The sequence below is a fragment of the Streptomyces sp. NPDC006140 genome, assembly GCF_040628815.1.
In the GTDB taxonomy this organism is placed as follows: Bacteria; Actinomycetota; Actinomycetes; order Streptomycetales; family Streptomycetaceae; genus Streptomyces.
In genome coordinates this window covers 878,099-895,902 of the sequence record NZ_JBEXTS010000001.1, presented here as the reverse complement: position 1 = coordinate 895,902, position 17,804 = coordinate 878,099, and the positions used below count along the sequence as shown (strand labels likewise).

Here is a 17,804-nt window from a genome sequence, read left to right as displayed (position 1 = left end):
ATGGCGAAGAAGACGAAGAAGCAGCAGTCCGGCGGCACCCCGGCGACGGTGGCCCTCACGGCGGCGGGAGCGGAGTACACGGTCCACTCCTACGACCACGACCCCGCGCACCCCTCCTACGGCGAGGAGGCGGCCGAGGCGATGGGCGTCTCCCCCGACCGCGTCTTCAAGACCCTGGTGGCGGACGTCGACGGCACGCTGACGGTGGCGGTGGTGCCGGTGGCGGGCCAACTGGACCTGAAGGCCCTCGCGGCGGCGGTGGGCGGCAAGCGCGCGACCATGGCCGACCCGGCCCTGGCGGAACGCACGACGGGATACGTCCGGGGCGGCATCTCACCCCTGGGCCAGCGCAAGAAACTCCCGACGGTGCTCGACGCGTCGGCGTCACAGCACGCGACGATCTGCGTGTCGGCGGGGAGGAGGGGCCTGGAGGTGGAGCTGGCTCCGGGGGACCTGGCAAAACTGACGGAGGCGGTGTTGGCCCCGATCGGCCGTCCATAGCGGCCGGCTCCTGACCTCGGCACCCCGCCTGGGCTCTATGCGCCCGGCTGTGACGTATAAGCCCCGTGCTCGAACTCCGGCTCGGGATCCCGAGGCCCGAACAACGCCGTGAGCCCCAGATGCAGCACCAGCGCGGCAAGCGGCCAGGCCAGCAACGCCCCCTTCGCGCCCAGCTTCAGCGGCGCCGAGAACGTCACTCCCTTGCCCACCTCCCGCGCATGGGCGACCACGTCCTCCGCGGGCCCGAGCCACACCCCGAGCCGCCAGGCCAGCAACGACCCCAGCAGCCCGCCGACGGCCAGCCCCACCACCAGCGGCACACCCCCACGCCGCCGCAGCAGGAAGACGACGAGCGCGCTCACGACCCCGAACGCCAGCCCGAGCAGGGTGAACGTGCCGTCCACCCCCACGGCCTGCTCCCCCTCGGTGTCCTTGAGGTAGACGACCCAGTTCCCCTCCACCACGTCACCGACCAGCGGCACGTGCGGCGCGAGCCACCACCACAGCACACCCAGCAGCACCCCGCCGAGCGCCACGGCCAGGGCGACCACACCGGCCTCCCGTACTTCCGTCTTCATGCCGGGGCCGTCCTGTCCGTACCAGCCGTGCGCGTACTCGGCGTACTCGGCCTGCTGGGACCCGGGGGCCGCGGCCCCGGGCGCCGCGGCCGGCGGCTGCCACGAACCCTGTGCGGAACGTTCGTGCGGTGGCGGTGGCGGAGTCAGTGGTGCGGTCACCCTGCCATCGTGCCAGGCCCGCCTGTGCCCCGCGGCACCGGACGATCCCTGCCCGCTCATCGGACGGCCGCCCGGCGGTACGCCCAGGTCGCCACGGCCAGGGAGACCACGCCCACGACCCCGCACACGGCGAGGTCGCCGAGGACGAACGCCCAGTCGGGATCCGGCCCGAACGTGCGCGCGAACGCCTCCACGCCGTAGGTCGACGGCAGCAGGTCCCGCGTGAAGCGGACCACCTCCGGCATCCGGTCCGCCGGCAGCACGCCCAGCAGCAGCGCCGCCGACATGCCCAGCTGCCCGAGCAGCGTGGCCAGCTCCGGCCGGGGCGCGAGCAGCCCCAGCGCCGCCCCCAGCCCGGCGAGCGCGGCGCCCGCCAGCGGGATCACGGCCACCAGGATCCACAGATGCGCCAGCGGCAGCCCGAACAGCACACAGCCGAACACGGCCGTCACGACCGTCCCGGGCACGGTGAACGAGGCGTACGCGCCCGCCGCGCCGAGGACCACCGCCGCGGGCGGCACCGGCAGGGTCGCGTAGTGGTCGAGGCCGCCACTGGCCCGCAGCTGCCCGAAGTACTGCGCGAGCAGGTTCAGCGCGACGAACGCCACCACCAGGACCGACGACCCGGCGACGACGGCCTGCGCCTCGGCCCCGTCGTCCACGACCCCGCGCATCAGGATCATGATCCCGACCGACTGGAAGGTCGCCACGAACAGCAGCGGGATCCGCGCGACCCGCGCCCGGGACAGCTGCGCCCGGTACACGGCCGCCAGCGACGGCCACAGCCGCGCCCGAGGTCCGAGCTCGGCCGCGCACGCGGCGGGCTCCTCCACGGCCAGGGCACCGCCCGGCAGGACATCGGCGGGTACGACACTCACGTCGCGCTGCTCCCCTTCGTCGGGTCCACTGCGGCAGTCGCCCTGTTCGGTACGTACGCGGCGGCCCACGTACTCAAGGCCTCGGTGTTCCGCACGTTCCTCACGCCTTCACCAGCCCTTGCTGCGCGGCACCGCCCAGGGCCAGATACACGTCCTCCAGGCTCGGCGTGGCCAGCGTGAAGTCGTCCAGGGCGGCGAAGGCGGCCCCTCCGGTGACGGTGGCGACGACCGCCCGGGCCTCCTCGGGCCCGAGCCGGAGCGTCCAGCGGCGGCCCGACTCCACGGCACGGTCCCGCAGCGCGGCCACCTCCGGCACGTGCAGCGGCGCCGCGTCCCGCCACACCAGGTCGACGCGCACCTCACCGGCGACCTGCTCCTTCAGCCCGGCCGGGGTGTCGCAGGCGATCACCCGACCCCGGTCCAGGACGGCCACCCGGTCCAGCACCGTCTCGGCCTCGATGACGTTGTGGGTGACGAGCAGCACGGTCGTCCCGCGCTCGGCCCGCCGCCGGTCCACCGCGGACCACACGGCCCGCCGCGCCACCGGGTCCATGCCGGTGGTGGGCTCGTCGAGCACGAGCAGCGGCCGCTCCCCCACCAGCGCGGCGGCGAAGCACGCCAGCCGCCGCTGGCCCCCGGAGAGCTTCTTCAGCGGGCGTCCGGCCAGCGGGGTGAGGCCCAGCTCGGCGAGGACGTCGTCCCGCTCGGCCCGCGCCCGCCGGACGTCCAGACCGCGCAGCCGCCCGGTGGTCTCGGCGGCGAGCGACACGGTCAGTTCGTCCAGGGCGGTCGACTCCTGCCCGAGGTAGGCGAGGATCCGCGCGGCCCGCTCCGGGTGGCGCACGATGTCGTGCCCGAGGATCTCCACGCTGCCGGTGTCGGGCCGCATCAGCCCGGTGAGCTGCCGGACGAGGGTGGACTTGCCGGCGCCGTTCGGCCCGAGCAGGCCGAAGATCTCGCCGCGGCGGATCTCCAGCCGTACGTCGTCCGTGGCCCGGACCTCGGGTGTGCCGGGCGCGCCGCGCCGGCCCCGGACCGCCGGGTAGGTCTTGGTCAGCCCGCGCACCGCGCACACGATGTCGCCATCGTGCCGAAATGCCTGTGCCGCGCGCGTACTCACAAGGGACGAGACTACGGGGTCGGCGACGCCGGTCCGCTCTCGGGTCGGTCGACAACGGGAAATCCGTCGGCAAAGTCCTCAGTCGCCGACCGGGGCGTGCTCCACGCCCGTGCGCACGCCGATCTCCTTCCAGAAACCGGCCCGGATGGCGTAGCGGTCGCGTTCGTCGATCTGGTCGTCCTTGTGGGCGAGGAGGCCGAAGCGGGCGGCGTAGCGCAGCAGCTCGCCGTCGACGCGGTGCGGGATGCGGGGGTACATCCCGGACAGTTTCTGCAGGTGGCTCTGGTCGCCGAGGCGTTCCACCCAGCGCCGGGCGAAGACCTGCCCGACCTCGTAGGGGTCGCCGCCGACGGTGGTGATGTCCTCCTCGCGGTCGGCCCACCGCTGCTCGGCGGTGGTCAGCTGGGCGAGCGTAGGCATCGAGGCGGCCTCGGGGGGCTCGACCGTGGGCCGGTCGACCCAGCCTTTGTCGGAGGACCAGCGGAGGGTGGCGGAGGCGGGGGGCTGGGCGGGCTGGGTGCCGGGAGCGCGCAGGGCGGCCAGGTCTTTGGGCGTGGGGACCCCTTTGGCGGCGGGCATCCGTTCCTCGCTGCCGTTCTGACCGGGGCCGGCCGCCGGGTGCTGGGGCTGCGGGGCGGGCCGCTCGGCCGGGGCGGAGAGGGCGGAGTCGGGCAGCGGCGCGGAGAGGATCGCGGCGATCTCGGGCCGGGGCGCGGGCTGCGGGGCGCACGCCCCGGTGTACTCCTTGGCGCGGACGGCCTTGGTGATCCAGGTGCGGTCCAGCACGCGCCGCTCGTCGGCCTCGGCGACCAGGTCCTCGGACTGGTTGTAGTCGCCGTCGGCGGCCTGCACGGCCCACAGGTGGACGGCGACGCCGTGCTCCTTGGCGGCCATCATGCCCGGCAGCAGGTCGCCGTCGCCGGTGACGAGGACGACGTCGGAGCAGGCGCGGTTGCGGGCCAGTTCGGTGAGCTCGGCGTGCATGGCGGCGTCCACGCCCTTCTGCGCCCAGCGGCCGTCGCTGCGGGTCAGGGCGCCGAGCCGGACGGTGACCCGGGGCATCACGCGCAGCCGGCGGTGCTCGGGCTGCGGGACGCGGTCGGGGGCGCCGTCGAACCAGTAGATGCGCAGCAATGGCTGCTGCGTGTCGGACTCGGCGCGCTCACGCAGCCCCTGGATCAGGGCCGTGTGGTCGACGGTGATGCGGGACCGCGAGGGCTCCCCGGCGAGGAGGCTCGCCGCGGCTCCCAGTAGATACCCGGCGTCCACCAGGACGATGCAGCGGTCCACGCGACTCACCCTCTTCCCAGGAGGTTTGCTTCGGGCTTGCTTCGAGTCTGCCCGACGGCGCGGAGGTTAACGGCCGGAACTCGATCTTCGGCGTGGCGTTTCGCGCCACCCTGCTCCGACTCCCCCTGTCACGCAGGGTAATTGTCCGACATGCGATCGTTGTCGGCCTGTGTGAATCTGGTCCCGGCCCTGGCCCCTAGATCCCCCACAGGAGGCATCACCATGGCCAAGAACAAGAACCGTGACCGTAAGCAGCAGCGTCCGACCGAGCGCGGTCAGCGGGCGGACCGCAGCCCCGCGGCGGAGGCGGAGCCCCAGACCGAGGTCGAGCTGACCCCCGGTGACGTGGCGTCCCGCAAGCGGAAGCGCAGCTTCGGCCACAACTGACGTTTCGCGGGAAGGGCTTTGACCCACGCGCATACGTGAGGGGCGTACCAGGTACCGGGTACGCCCCTCACGCGCGTCGAGAGCCGGTCAGCCCGCCAGGCAGGACGGCCCGAGCAGCACCTTCAGGTCGCCGAAGAGCGCCGGGTCGGGCTTGACCCGGTGCCGGTCCAGGCGGAGCACGGTCGTCTTGGTCGGCCCCTGGAGCTTGATCCGGACCTCGCTGTCGCCCTTGTGGTGGCTGAGGACCTCGCCGAGCCGGCTCACGAGCGGCGGGGTGACCCGGGTGGCCGGAATGGTGAGGACCACGGGCGCGTTGGTGCCCGCGTTCGACAGGTCCGGCACCATCAGCTCCATCGCGACGAGCCGCGGCACGTCCTCGCGCTTGTCGAGGCGGCCCTTGACGAACACCACGGCGTCCTCGACGAGTTGGGTCGAGACGAGCTGGTAGGTCGCCGGGAAGAACATGCACTCGATCGAGCCGGCGAGGTCCTCGACGGTGGCGATGGCCCAGGCGTTGCCCTGCTTGGTCATCTTGCGCTGCAGGCCGGAGATGATGCCGCCGATGGTCACCACGGATCCGTCGGAGTAGTCACCCCCGGTCAGCTGGGAGATGCCCGCGTCGGCCTTGTCGGACAGGATGTGCTCCAGGCCGAACAGCGGGTGGTCGGAGACGTACAGACCGAGCATCTCCCGCTCCTGGGCGAGGAGATACGTCTTGTCCCACTCCTCGTCGGTGAACTGCACGTCCAGGCCGAAGCCGGGCTCGTTGCTCTCCTCCTCGCCCATGCCGCCGAAGAGGTCGAACTGCCCCTCGGCCTCCTTGCGCTTGACCGCGACCACGTTGTCGATCATCGGCTCGTACTGCGCGGTGAGGCCCTTGCGGGTGTGGCCCATGGCGTCGAAGGCGCCGGCCTTGATCAGCGATTCGGTGGTGCGCTTGTTGCAGACGACCGCCTCGACCTTGTCGAGGTAGTCCGGGAAGGAGGTGTACTTCCCCTTGGCCTTGCGGCACCTGATGATCGACTCGACGACGTTCGTGCCGACGTTGCGGACGGCGGAGAGGCCGAAGAGGATCACGTCGTCGCCCTGGGCCGCGAAGTTGGACATCGACTCGTTGACGTCCGGCGGGAGCACCTTGATGCCCATGCGGCGGCACTCGTTGAGGTAGACGGCCGACTTGTCCTTGTCGTCCTTCACGGACGTCAGGAGCGCGGCCATGTACTCGGCGGGGTGGTTCGCCTTGAGGTACGCCGTCCAGTACGAGACGAGTCCGTACGCGGCGGAGTGCGCCTTGTTGAACGCGTAGCCGGCGAAGGGGACCAGCACGTCCCAGAGCGCCTGGATGGCCTCGTCGCTGTAGCCCTTCTTGCGGGCGCCCTCCTGGAAGAGGACGAAGTTCTTCGCCAGCTCCTCGGGCTTCTTCTTGCCCATCACACGGCGGAGGATGTCGGCCTCGCCGAGCGAGTAGCCGGCGATGATCTGGGCGGCCTTCTGCACCTGCTCCTGATAGACGATCAGGCCGTAGGTGACGTCCAGGACCTCCTTGAGCGGCTCCTCCAGCTCGGGGTGGATGGGCGTGATCTCCTGCTGGCCGTTCTTGCGCAGCGCGTAGTTCGTGTGGGAGTTCATGCCCATGGGGCCCGGGCGGTACAGGGCCGACACGGCGGAGATGTCTTCGAAGTTGTCCGGCTTCATCAACCGGAGCAGGGAGCGCATGGGGCCGCCGTCGAACTGGAAGACGCCGAGGGTATCGCCGCGCTGGAGCAGTTCGAAGGTCGTGGGGTCGTCCAGCGGCAGCGACAGCAGGTCGATGTCGATGCCCTTGTTGGACTTCACCATCTTGACGGCGTCGTCCATGATCGTGAGGTTGCGCAGGCCCAGGAAGTCCATCTTCAGCAGGCCGAGCGACTCACAGCTCGGGTAGTCCCACTGCGTGATGGTCACGCCGTCGGTGTGCCTGACCCAGACCGGGACGTGGTCGGTGATGGTCTCGCTGGACATGATCACGCCGGCGGCGTGCACGCCCATCTGCCGCACCAGGCCCTCGACGCCCTTGGCGGTGTCGATGACCTTCTTCACGTCCGGCTCGTTCTCGTACATCGCCCGGACCTCGCCCGCCTCCGAGTAGCGGGGGTGGTTGGGGTCGGTGATGCCGTCCAGGTTGATGCCCTTGCCGAGGACGTCGGCGGGCATGGCCTTGGTGATGCGGTCGCCCATCGCGTACGGGTAGCCCAGCACGCGCGCGGAGTCCTTGATCGCGTTCTTGGCCTTGATGGTGCCGTACGTGCCGATCATGGCGACCTTGTCGGCGCCGTACTTCTCCGTCACGTAGCGGATCACCTCGACGCGCCGGCGCTCGTCGAAGTCGATGTCGACATCGGGCATGGAGATGCGCTCGGGGTTGAGGAACCGCTCGAAGATCAGGCCGTGCGGGATGGGGTCGAGGTCGGTGATGCCGAGGGCGTAGGCGACGATCGAGCCGGCCGCGGAGCCTCGGCCGGGGCCGACCGCGATGCCCTGCTTCTTGGCCCACATGATGAAGTCGGCGACCACGAGGAAGTAGCCCGGGAAGCCCATCGAGATGATGGTGTCCATCTCGTACTCGACCTGCTTCATGCGGTCGTCGGGGATGCCGTCCGGGAAGCGGCGGTGCATGCCGCGGATGACTTCCTCGCGGAACCAGCTGACCTCCGTGTACCCCTCGGGGATGTCGAACTTGGGCATGAGGTCGCGCTTCTCGAACATGCCCGTGGTGTCGACCATCTCGGCGATCAGCCGGGTGTTGGCGCAGCCCTCCTGCCAGGCGTCCGAGGAGTCGATGGCGTACATCTCGTCCGTGGACTTCAGGTAGTAGCCGGTGCCGTCGAACTTGAAGCGGTCCGGATCGGAGAGGTTCTTGCCGGTCTGGATGCACAGCAGCGCGTCGTGGGCGCCCGCCTCGTGGGCGTACGTGTAGTGCGAGTCGTTGGTGACCAGCGGGGGGATGCCGAGCTTCTTGGCGATCTCCAGGAGGCCGTCGCGGACCCGGTGCTCGATCTCGATGCCGTGGTCCATCAGCTCCAGGAAGTAGCGGTCCTTGCCGAAGATGTCCTGGTAGTCGGCGGCGGCCTTCAGGGCCTCGTCGAAGTGGCCGAGGCGCAGCCGGGTCTGCACCTCCCCCGAGGGGCAGCCGGTGGAGGCGACGATCCCCTCGGACCACTGCGCGATGGTCTCCTTGTCCATCCGGGGCCACTTCTGCAGCCAACCCTCGGCGTACGCGTCGGAGGACAGCCGGAAGAGGTTGTGCAGGCCGGTCTTGTTCACCGCCCACATCGTCTTGTGGGTGTAACCACCGGAACCGGAGACGTCGTCCCGCTTCTGGTGCGGCTGGCCCCACTGGATCTTGCGCTTGTTGCGGCGGGACTCGGGCGCGACATACGCCTCGATCCCGATGATCGGCGTGATCCCGGCCTTCTGCGCGGAGTGGAAGAAGTCGTACGCCCCGTGGAGGTTGCCGTGGTCGGACATGGCGATGTGGGTCATGCCCATCTCGTTGCACGCGTTGAACATGTCCTTCAGCCGCGCGGCACCGTCCAGCAGCGAGTACTGGGTGTGGACGTGCAGGTGCGTGAACGGCGGCTTCGACACGGCTGCGGCCTCCAGGGAGAACGTGGGTCTGATGGGGCCCGACAGGCTGCGGACAGTCTGGGGGACAGCGACGAAGTCTATGCCTCGACAGTGACACGCGGAGGGCTGACCCGCGTACCTTCGTGCGAGGCTCGCGGGCACTCCCGCGGGCCGCCGCACGTTACGCAGGGGACGGACCAGCCGTCCCCGAGACGTCCTGCACCAGGAGGCACCCAGCGATGTCGTTCCCCCAGCTCAACGACGAGCAGCGCGGCGACGAGATCCTCGCCGTCTTCGACACCGCCTTCGGCGAGCTGCTGGCCGCCGACCCGGCCGCGTTCCGCGTGAAGTTCCGGAAGATGGCGGCCTCGGCCTTCGCCTTCTACCGGGGTACGGCCTGCCTCTTCTACCGCGATCTCGACCAGGAGGGGATACTCGGCGGCCCCTACCTGGACGAGCGCACCTCGCGCGTGTGGATCCACGGCGACCTCCACGCGGAGAACTTCGGCACGTACATGGACGCGAACGGCCGCCTGATCTTCAACGTCAACGACTTCGACGAGGCCTACGTCGGCCCCTTCACCTGGGACCTGCAGCGCTTCGCCGCGTCCATCGCGCTGATCGGGTACGCCAAGGCGCTCAGCGACGAGCAGATCACCGAGCTGGTGCAGGTCTACGCGGGCGCCTACCGGGAGCGGATCCACGCCCTGGCCACGGGCGCGAAGAGCGACGAGGTCCCGCCGTTCACGCTGGACACCGCGCAGGGTCCGCTGCTGGACGCGCTGCGTGACGCCCGCTCGCTGACCCGCTTCGGCCTGCTGGAGTCGATGACGGAGATCCGCGACTTCGAGCGCCGCTTCGCGCCGGGCGGCGGCTCGGTCGAGCTGGACGCGGCCACGCGCTACAAGGTCCTCGCCGCCTTCGACGGCTATCTGGAGACGCTCCCGGACAGCTCCCTGGCCCGCCCGGACTCCTACCGCGTGAAGGACGTCGTCGGCCGGCGCGGTATCGGCATCGGCTCGGCGGGGCTGCCGTCGTACAACATCCTCCTGGAGGGCCACAGCGACGCCCTGGAGAACGACGTCGTGATCTACATCAAGCAGGCCCAGACCCCGGCGGTCTCCCGGCACATCACGGACCAGGCGATCCGCGACTACTTCCAGCACGAGGGGCACCGCACGGTCATCTCCCAGCGCGCCCTCCAGGCGCACGCCGACCCGTGGCTGGGCTGGACGGAGCTGGACGGCGCGGGCCAGCTGGTCGCCGAGATCTCGCCGTACGCGGTGGACCTCGACTGGGGCGACATCGACGATCCGGAGGAGATCGCCCAGGTGGTGGCCGACCTCGGCCGGGCGACGGCCACGATGCACTCGGCGGCGGACGACCAGTCCGGCGAGTCCCTGGTGCCGTTCTCCACGGAGCGGGCCATCGACGCGGCGATCGCGGCCGACGAGGACGGCTTCGCGCCGCTGCTGGTCGACTTCGCGCACAGCTACGGGGCACGCGCGCGTGCCGACCACCAGATCTTCGTCGACCTGTTCCGCAACGGCCGGATTCCGGGTCTGTGACGGAAAGACCCTTCACAGGCATCCTTTAGGGGTCCCTTACAGGCCCCCGTGACAGACTCTCCTCTCGCTATGGACATATCCGGGATCCAGCTCAGAGCCGTACGCGCGGCGCTGTTCACGGCCGTGGTCGTGACGCTCAGCACCGCGTCGCACGTGCTGCTGTCCCGGGTCCCGCTCCCGCTGGGCACGGTGGCCGGGGTCGCCGCCGCCGTGTTCCTGATCGCGTACGCCCTGGCGGGCCGCGAGCGCTCCTTCGGGAGGATCGCGGCCCTGCTGATCCCGCTGGAACTGGCCGCCGACACGGTGTTCACCACGGGCCAGCACGCCTGCTACGGCCGCGCGGGCGGCCCCGTCGCGGGCCCGCTGCGCTCGGTCGGCCTGGACGTGCTGTGCGGCGGCGGCGAGGTCGGCACCCCGCTGGCCCGCATGGCCGGGGCCACGGGCACGGAGCGCCTCGCGGCCGCGGTCGCCCACGCCGACCCGGCCACCGCCTGGCTGCTGCTCGCCGCGCACCTCGGCGTCGGCCTCCTGGCCGCCGTGTGGCTGCGCCGGGGCGAGCGGGCCCTGGCCGAGCTGCTGCGGGCCGTTGCGGCGACGTCGTTCCGGCCGCTGCTGCTGGCGGTCGCCGCGGTGACGGCGCGGCGGCGACCGCCAGAGCGCCGGCTGCCGTCGCGCGCCGCCGACCGCACGCCCACCGCCCGCGAGCTGGTCCTCGCGTACTCCCTGGGACGGCGCGGACCGCCGTGCTCACCCGCCTTCGCGTAAGGCACACGCCTCCTCGTGAAGCACACGCCTTCGCGCAGGGCGTTTTCGAGCACCCGCAGTCCCCCTTACGTATCCCGCACACGAGTGTGCGCGTCCCCGACGGAGAACATCACCATGAGCAAGAGGAACAGCCAGGCGGCGAAGACGGCGGCCCGTGAGCGGCTGCGCGTCGAGCGCGAGCGCGAGGCCAAGCGGGCCAAGGCCAAGCGGCAGATCATCGTCGCCGGCTCCATCGTCGGCGTCCTGGCGATAGCCGGCGGCATCGGCTACGCGGTCGTCCAGACCAACAAGCCGACCCACTGGGAGGCGGCGAAGGACGACAAGGTCGTCGCCCCCGCCCACACCACGGGCACCGACGGCACCACGGTCGTCATCGGCAAGGCCTCGGCCAAGAAGACCCTGAAGGTCTACGAGGACCCGCGCTGCCCCGTGTGCGCCCAGTTCGAGCAGACCGTCGGCCCGACCCTGAAGAAGGACGTCGACGACGGCAAGTACAAGATGCAGTTCATCGGCGCCACGTTCATCGACAACAAGGACAACGGCGAGGGCTCGAAGAACGCGCTGAGCGCCCTGGGCGCCGCGCTCGACGTGAGCGACAAGGCGTTCCTCGACTACAAGGCCGCGCTGTACTCCGCGAAGTGGCACCCGGACGAGACGACCGACAAGTTCAAGGACGACAGCTACCTCATCAAGGTCGCGAACACCGTCCCGGAGCTGAAGGACAACAAGAAGTTCCAGGACGCGGTCGAGAAGGGCACCTACGACGCCTGGGCGATGGCCATGTCGAAGACCTTCGACGACAACAAGGACGGCGTGCAGGGCACCCCTTCCTTCGTCATGGACGGCAAGCAGCTCACCGCCGACAGCCAGGGCACGCCCCTGATGACGGTGGCCGACTTCAACCGGGTCGTGGGCGAGGCCCTCAAGAAGTGACGGCTGGTCGGGGACCGGCCGGCATGTGAAGAGCGGGCGAACTTCCGGAGTTCGCCCGCTCTGGTGCATACCGATCAGTAACCTGATCGGTCGTGACCAGTCGATACAGATCATCGAAGCCGTCCGAGGGTCTCAACTCCCTCACCCCGCGCCGCCGTACGGTCGTCAAGGCCGCGGCGGCGACCGCTGTCCTGGCCGGGCCGCTGGCGGCGACCCTGCCCGCGCGCGCCGTCGACCAGGCCCCCGCCTTCCTGCACGGCGTGGCCTCCGGCGACCCGTTGCCGGACGGCGTCCTGCTGTGGACCCGTGTGACGCCCGTTCCGGAGGCGATACCCGGCTCCGGGCTCGGCCCGGACACGGAGGTGAGCTGGGTGGTCGCCAGGGACAAGGCGTTCACCACCGTCGTCGCCAAGGGATCCACCACCGCGACCGCCGCCTCCGACCACACGGTGAAGGCCGACATCCGCGGCCTGGAGCCGGCCACCGACTACTGGTTCCGCTTCTCCGCCGGCGGCACCGACTCCCCCGCCGCCCGCACCCGCACCGCCCCGGCGCCCGACGCGGCCGTCGCGAACCTCCGCTTCGGCGTGGTCTCCTGCGCCAACTGGGAGGCCGGCTACTTCTCCGCGTACCGCCATCTCGCGGCCCGCGGCGACCTGGACGCCTGGCTGCACCTCGGCGACTACATCTACGAGTACGGCACCGGCGAGTACGGCACCCGCGGTACGGTCGTCCGCCCGCACGCCCCGGCCCACGAGATCGTCACGCTCGCCGACTACCGCGTCCGGCACGCCCGTTACAAGACCGACCCGGACCTCCAGGCCCTGCACGCGGCGGCCCCGGTCGTGGCGATCTGGGACGACCACGAGTTCGCCAACGACGCCTGGTCGGGCGGCGCCGAGAACCACACGGAGGGCGCCGAGGGCACCTGGCCCGCCCGCCGGGCCGCCGCCAAGCAGGCCTACTTCGAGTGGATGCCGGTCCGCCCGGCGATCGCCGGCACGACCTACCGCCGGCTGCGCTTCGGCAAGCTGGCCGACCTCTCGCTGCTGGACCTGCGCTCCTTCCGCTCGCAGCAGGTCAAGGTCGGCGACGGCGAGGTCGACGACCCGGACCGCACGCTCACCGGCCGCGCCCAGCTCGACTGGCTCAAGGCGGGCCTGAAGGCGTCCGACACCACCTGGCGGCTGGTCGGCAACTCCGTGATGATCTCGCCGTTCGCGATCGGCTCGCTCTCCGCCGACCTGCTGAAGCCGCTGGCCAAGCTGCTGGGCCTGCCGCAGGAGGGCCTCGCCCTCAACCCCGACCAGTGGGACGGCTACACCGACGACCGCCGCGAGATCCTGGCCCACCTGCGCGCCCACGCGATCCGCAACACCGTCTTCCTCACCGGCGACATCCACATGGCCTGGGCCAACGACGTGCCGGTGGACGCCGGCACCTATCCGCTGTCCCCGTCGGCCGCCACGGAGTTCGTCGTCACCTCGGTCACCTCGGACAACCTCGACGACCTCGTCAAAGTCCCGCAGGGCACGGTCTCCGCGGTCGCCGCGCCGGTCATCCGCGCGGCCAACCGGCACGTCCACTGGGTCGACACCGACCGCCACGGCTTCGGCGTCCTGGACATCACCGCCGAGCGCGCGCAGATGGACTACTACGTCCTGTCCGACCGCACGAAGCGCGACGCGACCGCCGCCTGGTCCCGCTCGTACCGCGCCCGCAGCGGCACGCAGAAGGTCGAGCGCGCCTACGACCCGGTGTAACCGGCGCTACAGGGTTTCGAGAAAGCCGAGCGCCACCCGCCAGGTGGCCTCGGCCGCCTCCTCGTCGTAGTCCGGCAGATCGGGGTCGGTGTACAGGTGGCCGGCCCCGGCGTACCGGTACACCTCGACGTCCGCGCCCGTACGGCCCATCTGGAGGTACCAGGCGCTCAGCCAGTCGTCCGTCTCGAAGGGGTCCGGCTCCGCCACGTGCAGCTGGACCGGCAGCTCGTCCACCGTGACGCCCGGCGCGATGTCCGACGTGCCGTGCAGGAGCAGCAGGCCGCGCGCCTTGTCGTCGCCGAGGGCGAGGGTCTGGGCGATGGAGGCGCCGAGCGAGAAGCCGGCGTACACCAGCCCGCGCTCCGAGTAGGGCGCGGCGGCGAGCACGGCCCGCTTCAGCAGCTCGTCCTTGCCGATCTTCTCCTTGTGCTCCATGCCCTCCTCGACCGTCTCGAACGTGCGCCCCTCGAAGAGGTCGGGCGTCCACACCTCGTGTCCGGCCGTGCGCAGCCGGTCAGCGGCCTGGCGCACCGCGGGCCGCAGACCGAAGGCCGAGTGAAAGAGCATGATGTTCATGAGGCCATGGTGCCAGCCGGGTGTGACGAGGCCACTTCGCGGCACTACCCACGCCGCCGCCGAAGTCACATGTTCATGCCCCCCGTGAGCCGGTTAGGTTCGGTGGCATGGAGAACCTGCTACGACCGCTGATCGTGGTCGGTGGCTCGGTCGTGCTCACGCTGGTGATCGGCTGGGCCACCGACTTCCTGCTGCGCAAGGCCGACGAACGGCACCACGACACCCCGCTGTGGGGGCTGCTGCGCCGTGGCCGCATCCCGTACCAGCTCGTCCTCCTCGCGGCCCTGCTGAGAGGGTCCTACGACGAGGCGCAGCTGCTGGAGAGCCGCCGCGAGGGCATCGGCCAGACACTGACCCTGGTGCTGATCGGGTCGACCGCCTGGCTGGTGATCCGTATCGCCGCGGCGATCGTCGAGACGTCGTACAGCCGCTACGCCAATGCCCGTGCCCACCGCGACCCGGCCCGGGTCCGCCGGGTGCGCACCCAGGTGACGCTGATCATGCGGGTGGTGTCGGCGATCGTCGGCGTGGTGGCCGCGGCGAGCATGCTGCTGACGTTCCCGGCGTTCCGCGCCGCGGGTGCCTCGCTGCTGGCCTCGGCCGGCATCCTCGGCATCGTCGCCGGTGTCGCCGCGCAGTCCACGCTGAGCAACATGTTCGCCGGGTTCCAGATCGCCTTCGGCGACATGGTCCGCATCGGGGACACCGTGGTCGTGGACGGCGAGTGGGGCACGGTCGAGGAGATCACGCTGACGTTCCTGACGGTGCGTACCTGGGACGAGCGCCGGATCACCATGCCGGTGTCGTACTTCACGTCCAAGCCGTTCGAGAACTGGTCGCGCGGCACGCCCCAGATGACCGGCACCGTCTTCTGGCACGTCGACCACACGGCGCCCGTGGAGGCGATGCGCGAGAAGCTCCGCGACATCCTGCGCGACTGCCCCGCCTGGGACGGCCGTGCCTACGACCTGTCCGTCACGGACACCACGCCGAGCACCATGCAGGTGCGGGCCCTGGTGACGGCGAAGGACGCGGACGACATCTGGACCGTGCGGGTCGCCGTCCGCGAGCGGATGCTCCGATGGCTGTCCGAGGAGCACCCGTACGCGCTGCCCCGGGTCAACACGGCGGACGCGGTCCTGCCGCCGTCCCGCAACGGCCACCGCCCGTCTTCGGACGGCGTCCCGAACCAGCAGCGCCGCTTCCACGGCTCGGCCCGCCCGGAACGCTGACGGACACAGGAGGGCTGCCCCTGGAAGGGGCAGCCCTCCTGTTGCTGCTTCGGTCAGTGACCGCGCTCGGCGCCGCCGTTGACCTGGATGATCTGGGAAGTGATGTGCCCCGCCTCCGGGGAGGCGAGCCAGTGCAGGGTCTCGGCGACGTCGGCGGGGGTGCCGGCCCGGCCGGTCGAGGTCTCCCCGACGAGCCGCGCCCGCCGCTCCTCGGCCATCGAGTCCCCGAAGAACTCGGTGTCCTCGATGTAGCCGGGCGCGACGACGTTCGCGGTGATGCCGCGCGGCCCCAGCTCCCGCGCCAGATCGTGGGCGTACGGGTGCAGCCCCGCCTTGGCCGCCGCGTAGGCCCCGCTCCCGGATCCCCGGTAGGCGGCGATCGAACTCAGGAACAGCACTCGGCCACCGGGCTCGGCGAGGCGCGGCTTCAGCGCCTCGGTGAGCAGGACGGCGGTCAGGGTGTTGAGCCGGAAGTTCACGTTCCAGGTGTGCGCGACGGCCTCCAGCGGGTCGTCGCCCGGGGCGTCCGGCTCCAGCAGTCCGTTGCCTCCGGCGCTGTGCACGAGCACGTCCACGGAGCCGAACTCCCGCTCCACGAAGGCGGCGACGCCCCGCACCTCGTCCGGCTCGGCGAGATCGGCCGCGTACGTCAGCGCGCCGGGCACCCCGGCCTTCTCCAGCACCGCGGCCCGCCGCCCGAGCAGCAGCACCCGATCCCCGCTCGCGGCGAATGTCCGGGCCGCCGCGAGCCCAATTCCCGTACCTCCACCACTGATTACAACATTACGTGCCATACCGACGACCCTACGACGCCCCAACCCCCCACCGTCAAACGGCCGACTCACCGCAGACTACGGACGTCGAGATGCCGCAGCACCCGGTCCACCACCTCGGGATCCGCCCCGGCCTCACTCCGCGCCGCCAGCACCTCGTGCCGCGCCGCGCTCAGCATCTCCTGCTGGATCCGCCGCACCCGCTTCACGCGCCGCGCCCGCTCCCGGTACGCCTCCCGCCGCTCGTCCTCCGCCAGTTCGGGACTGATCCGCACCCCGATGTCGAAGGCCCGCCGCAGCATCTGCTCGGAGAGGTCCTCCGGCAGCTCCTCGTCCTGCTCGATCTCCCGAAGCCTCCACTTCGCCGCCTTCGCCGCCCGGACGGCCAGGGCCTTCGCGAACTCCTTCTCCTGGTCCGTGTCGGCCTTCACCCCGAGCCGCCGCACCAGCCACGGCAACGTCAGCCCCTGCACCACCAGCGTCGCCATGATCACGCCGAACGCGATGAAGATGATCTCGTCCCGGCTCGGGAACGGCGCCCCCGAATCCGTCTCCAGCGGAATGGCCAGCACCAGCGCCACCGACGCCACCCCGCGCATCCCGGACCACCACATCACCACGGTCTCGCGCCAGCTCACCGGGATGTCCTCGTCGTAGTCCCGCCGCGCGTGCAGCCGCTTGGTCAGCCACGTCGCCGGCAACAGCCACAGCAGCCGTACGAGGACGACCACGCACACCACCAGCGCCGCCCACCCGAGCAACTGGCCCCACCGGCCGGCCGCGGTGTGGATGGCGTTGTGCAGTTCGAGCCCGACCAGCCCGAACGCCACACCGGTGACGAGGGTGTCGACGATGTTCCAGAACGTGTGCCCGGCCAGCCGCGTCATGACGTCGTCGGCGTCGGAGCCGTACTCCGCGAGGAACAGCGCGGTGGTGAGCACGGCGAGCACCCCGGAACCGTGCAGTTCCTCGGCCATGACGTAGGAGGCGTACGGCACCAGCAGGGTCAGTCCGATCTGCAGGGTCGCGTCCCCGAGCAGCTCCATCAGCTTGTTCGCGCCCCAGCCCAGCGCCAGGCCCACGGCCACCGCCACCACGGCCGACAGCACCAGGTCGAGCCCGGCCTTCCAGGGCGAGAACGTCCCGCTGACGGCGGCGGCGATCGCCACGTGGTAGAGGACGATGGCCGTCACGTCGTTGAAGAGCCCCTCGCCCTCCAGGATCGACACCAGCCGGCGCGGCAGCCCCAACTGCCCGGCTACGGCCGTCGCCGCGACCGGGTCGGGCGGCGCGACCAGCGCGCCGAGGGCGAACGCCGCGGCGAGCGGCAGCCCGGGCACGATCGCGTTGGCCGCGGCGGCCACGCAGGCCATCGTGACGAACACCAGGGCCACGGCCAGCAGGAAGATCGGTCTCTTGTTCGCCGCGAACTGCCGCCACGAGGTGCGCCGTACGGCGGCGTACAGCAGGGGCGGCAGCAGCAGCGGCAGGATCAGGTCCGGCGGGATGTCGACGTTCGGCACGAAGTCGAGCAGGGCGAGGACTATGCCCAGCAGCGTCATCAGCACCGGCGCGGGCATCCCGAGCCGGTCCCCGACCGGGACGCTGATCACGGCCCCGAGCAGCAGCACGAACAACAGGGCCAACTGATCCACGGTCAGCGCTCCGGGAGGTC

15 protein-coding genes are annotated in these 17,804 nt (G+C 71.1%); 7 read left to right on the top strand and 8 right to left on the bottom strand.

The window, feature by feature from the left end; all coding sequences use genetic code 11:
- The gene (ybaK, locus tag ABZ386_RS04140) at nt 1-501 is read left to right on the top strand and encodes a Cys-tRNA(Pro) deacylase (RefSeq protein ID WP_356616121.1); all 501 of its coding nucleotides are present in this window, start codon (nt 1-3) and stop codon (nt 499-501) included.
- Between the two features lie 35 nt (nt 502-536).
- Here the strand turns inward: ybaK and ABZ386_RS04135 are convergent, their stop codons facing one another.
- The 4 genes from ABZ386_RS04135 to ABZ386_RS04120 all read right to left on the bottom strand — a co-directional run bounded on the left by ABZ386_RS04135 (nt 537) and on the right by ABZ386_RS04120 (nt 4,526).
- Nucleotides 537-1,238, bottom strand: a complete 702-nt coding sequence (locus tag ABZ386_RS04135) for an AAA family ATPase (protein WP_351331850.1) — start codon at nt 1,236-1,238, stop codon at nt 537-539.
- A 56-nt stretch (nt 1,239-1,294) separates the two neighbouring features.
- On the bottom strand, nt 1,295-2,116 hold the full coding sequence (locus ABZ386_RS04130) for an ABC transporter permease (protein ID WP_351331852.1): 822 nt from the start codon (nt 2,114-2,116) through the stop codon (nt 1,295-1,297).
- Nucleotides 2,117-2,216: 100 nt separating this feature from the next.
- Nucleotides 2,217-3,191 carry an ABC transporter ATP-binding protein gene (locus tag ABZ386_RS04125; RefSeq protein WP_351332979.1) on the bottom strand — a complete coding sequence of 325 codons (975 nt, stop codon included), beginning with the start codon at nt 3,189-3,191 and terminating at the stop codon, nt 2,217-2,219.
- Between the two features lie 123 nt (nt 3,192-3,314).
- Complete coding sequence (locus tag ABZ386_RS04120) at nt 3,315-4,526, bottom strand: NYN domain-containing protein (RefSeq protein ID WP_351331854.1); 1,212 nt, start codon at nt 4,524-4,526, stop codon at nt 3,315-3,317.
- 222 nt (nt 4,527-4,748) lie between these two features.
- On the opposite strand from ABZ386_RS04120, the gene ABZ386_RS04115 reads away from it, so the two are divergent.
- A complete protein-coding gene (locus ABZ386_RS04115; protein WP_232840439.1) occupies nt 4,749-4,913 on the top strand; it encodes a hypothetical protein in 165 nt (54 codons plus the stop codon).
- A gap of 87 nt (nt 4,914-5,000) precedes the next feature.
- On the opposite strand, the gene dnaE is transcribed toward ABZ386_RS04115, so the two are convergent.
- Nucleotides 5,001-8,540, bottom strand: a complete 3,540-nt coding sequence (gene dnaE / locus ABZ386_RS04110) for a DNA polymerase III subunit alpha (RefSeq protein WP_351331857.1) — start codon at nt 8,538-8,540, stop codon at nt 5,001-5,003.
- Nucleotides 8,541-8,758: 218 nt separating this feature from the next.
- On the opposite strand from dnaE, the gene ABZ386_RS04105 reads away from it, so the two are divergent.
- From ABZ386_RS04105 to ABZ386_RS04090, 4 genes are all read left to right on the top strand, one after another.
- Nucleotides 8,759-10,087 carry a DUF2252 domain-containing protein gene (locus ABZ386_RS04105; protein WP_351331859.1) on the top strand — a complete coding sequence of 443 codons (1,329 nt, stop codon included), beginning with the start codon at nt 8,759-8,761 and terminating at the stop codon, nt 10,085-10,087.
- Nucleotides 10,088-10,156: 69 nt separating this feature from the next.
- Nucleotides 10,157-10,852, top strand: coding sequence for a hypothetical protein (locus tag ABZ386_RS04100; RefSeq protein ID WP_358963509.1), 696 nt, complete (start codon nt 10,157-10,159; stop codon nt 10,850-10,852).
- Nucleotides 10,853-10,966: 114 nt separating this feature from the next.
- Nucleotides 10,967-11,785, top strand: a complete 819-nt coding sequence (locus ABZ386_RS04095; protein ID WP_351331863.1) for a thioredoxin domain-containing protein — start codon at nt 10,967-10,969, stop codon at nt 11,783-11,785.
- A gap of 92 nt (nt 11,786-11,877) precedes the next feature.
- Nucleotides 11,878-13,548, top strand: a complete 1,671-nt coding sequence (locus ABZ386_RS04090) for an alkaline phosphatase D family protein (protein WP_358963506.1) — start codon at nt 11,878-11,880, stop codon at nt 13,546-13,548.
- 6 nt (nt 13,549-13,554) lie between these two features.
- Here the strand turns inward: ABZ386_RS04090 and ABZ386_RS04085 are convergent, their stop codons facing one another.
- Entirely contained in the window at nt 13,555-14,124 is a 570-nt protein-coding gene (locus tag ABZ386_RS04085) for a dienelactone hydrolase family protein (RefSeq protein WP_351331867.1), read from the bottom strand.
- Between the two features lie 107 nt (nt 14,125-14,231).
- On the opposite strand from ABZ386_RS04085, the gene ABZ386_RS04080 reads away from it, so the two are divergent.
- Nucleotides 14,232-15,356, top strand: coding sequence for a mechanosensitive ion channel domain-containing protein (locus tag ABZ386_RS04080; protein ID WP_351331869.1), 1,125 nt, complete (start codon nt 14,232-14,234; stop codon nt 15,354-15,356).
- Nucleotides 15,357-15,409: 53 nt separating this feature from the next.
- On the opposite strand, the gene ABZ386_RS04075 is transcribed toward ABZ386_RS04080, so the two are convergent.
- Together ABZ386_RS04075 and ABZ386_RS04070 are read right to left on the bottom strand one after the other, a co-directional pair.
- The gene (locus ABZ386_RS04075) at nt 15,410-16,150 is read right to left on the bottom strand and encodes an SDR family oxidoreductase (RefSeq protein WP_358963504.1); all 741 of its coding nucleotides are present in this window, start codon (nt 16,148-16,150) and stop codon (nt 15,410-15,412) included.
- A gap of 47 nt (nt 16,151-16,197) precedes the next feature.
- Nucleotides 16,198-17,784: a Na+/H+ antiporter gene (locus tag ABZ386_RS04070; protein WP_358963502.1), complete on the bottom strand. Its 1,587-nt coding sequence runs from the start codon at nt 17,782-17,784 to the stop codon at nt 16,198-16,200.
- Between the last annotated feature and the right edge of the window lie 20 nt (nt 17,785-17,804).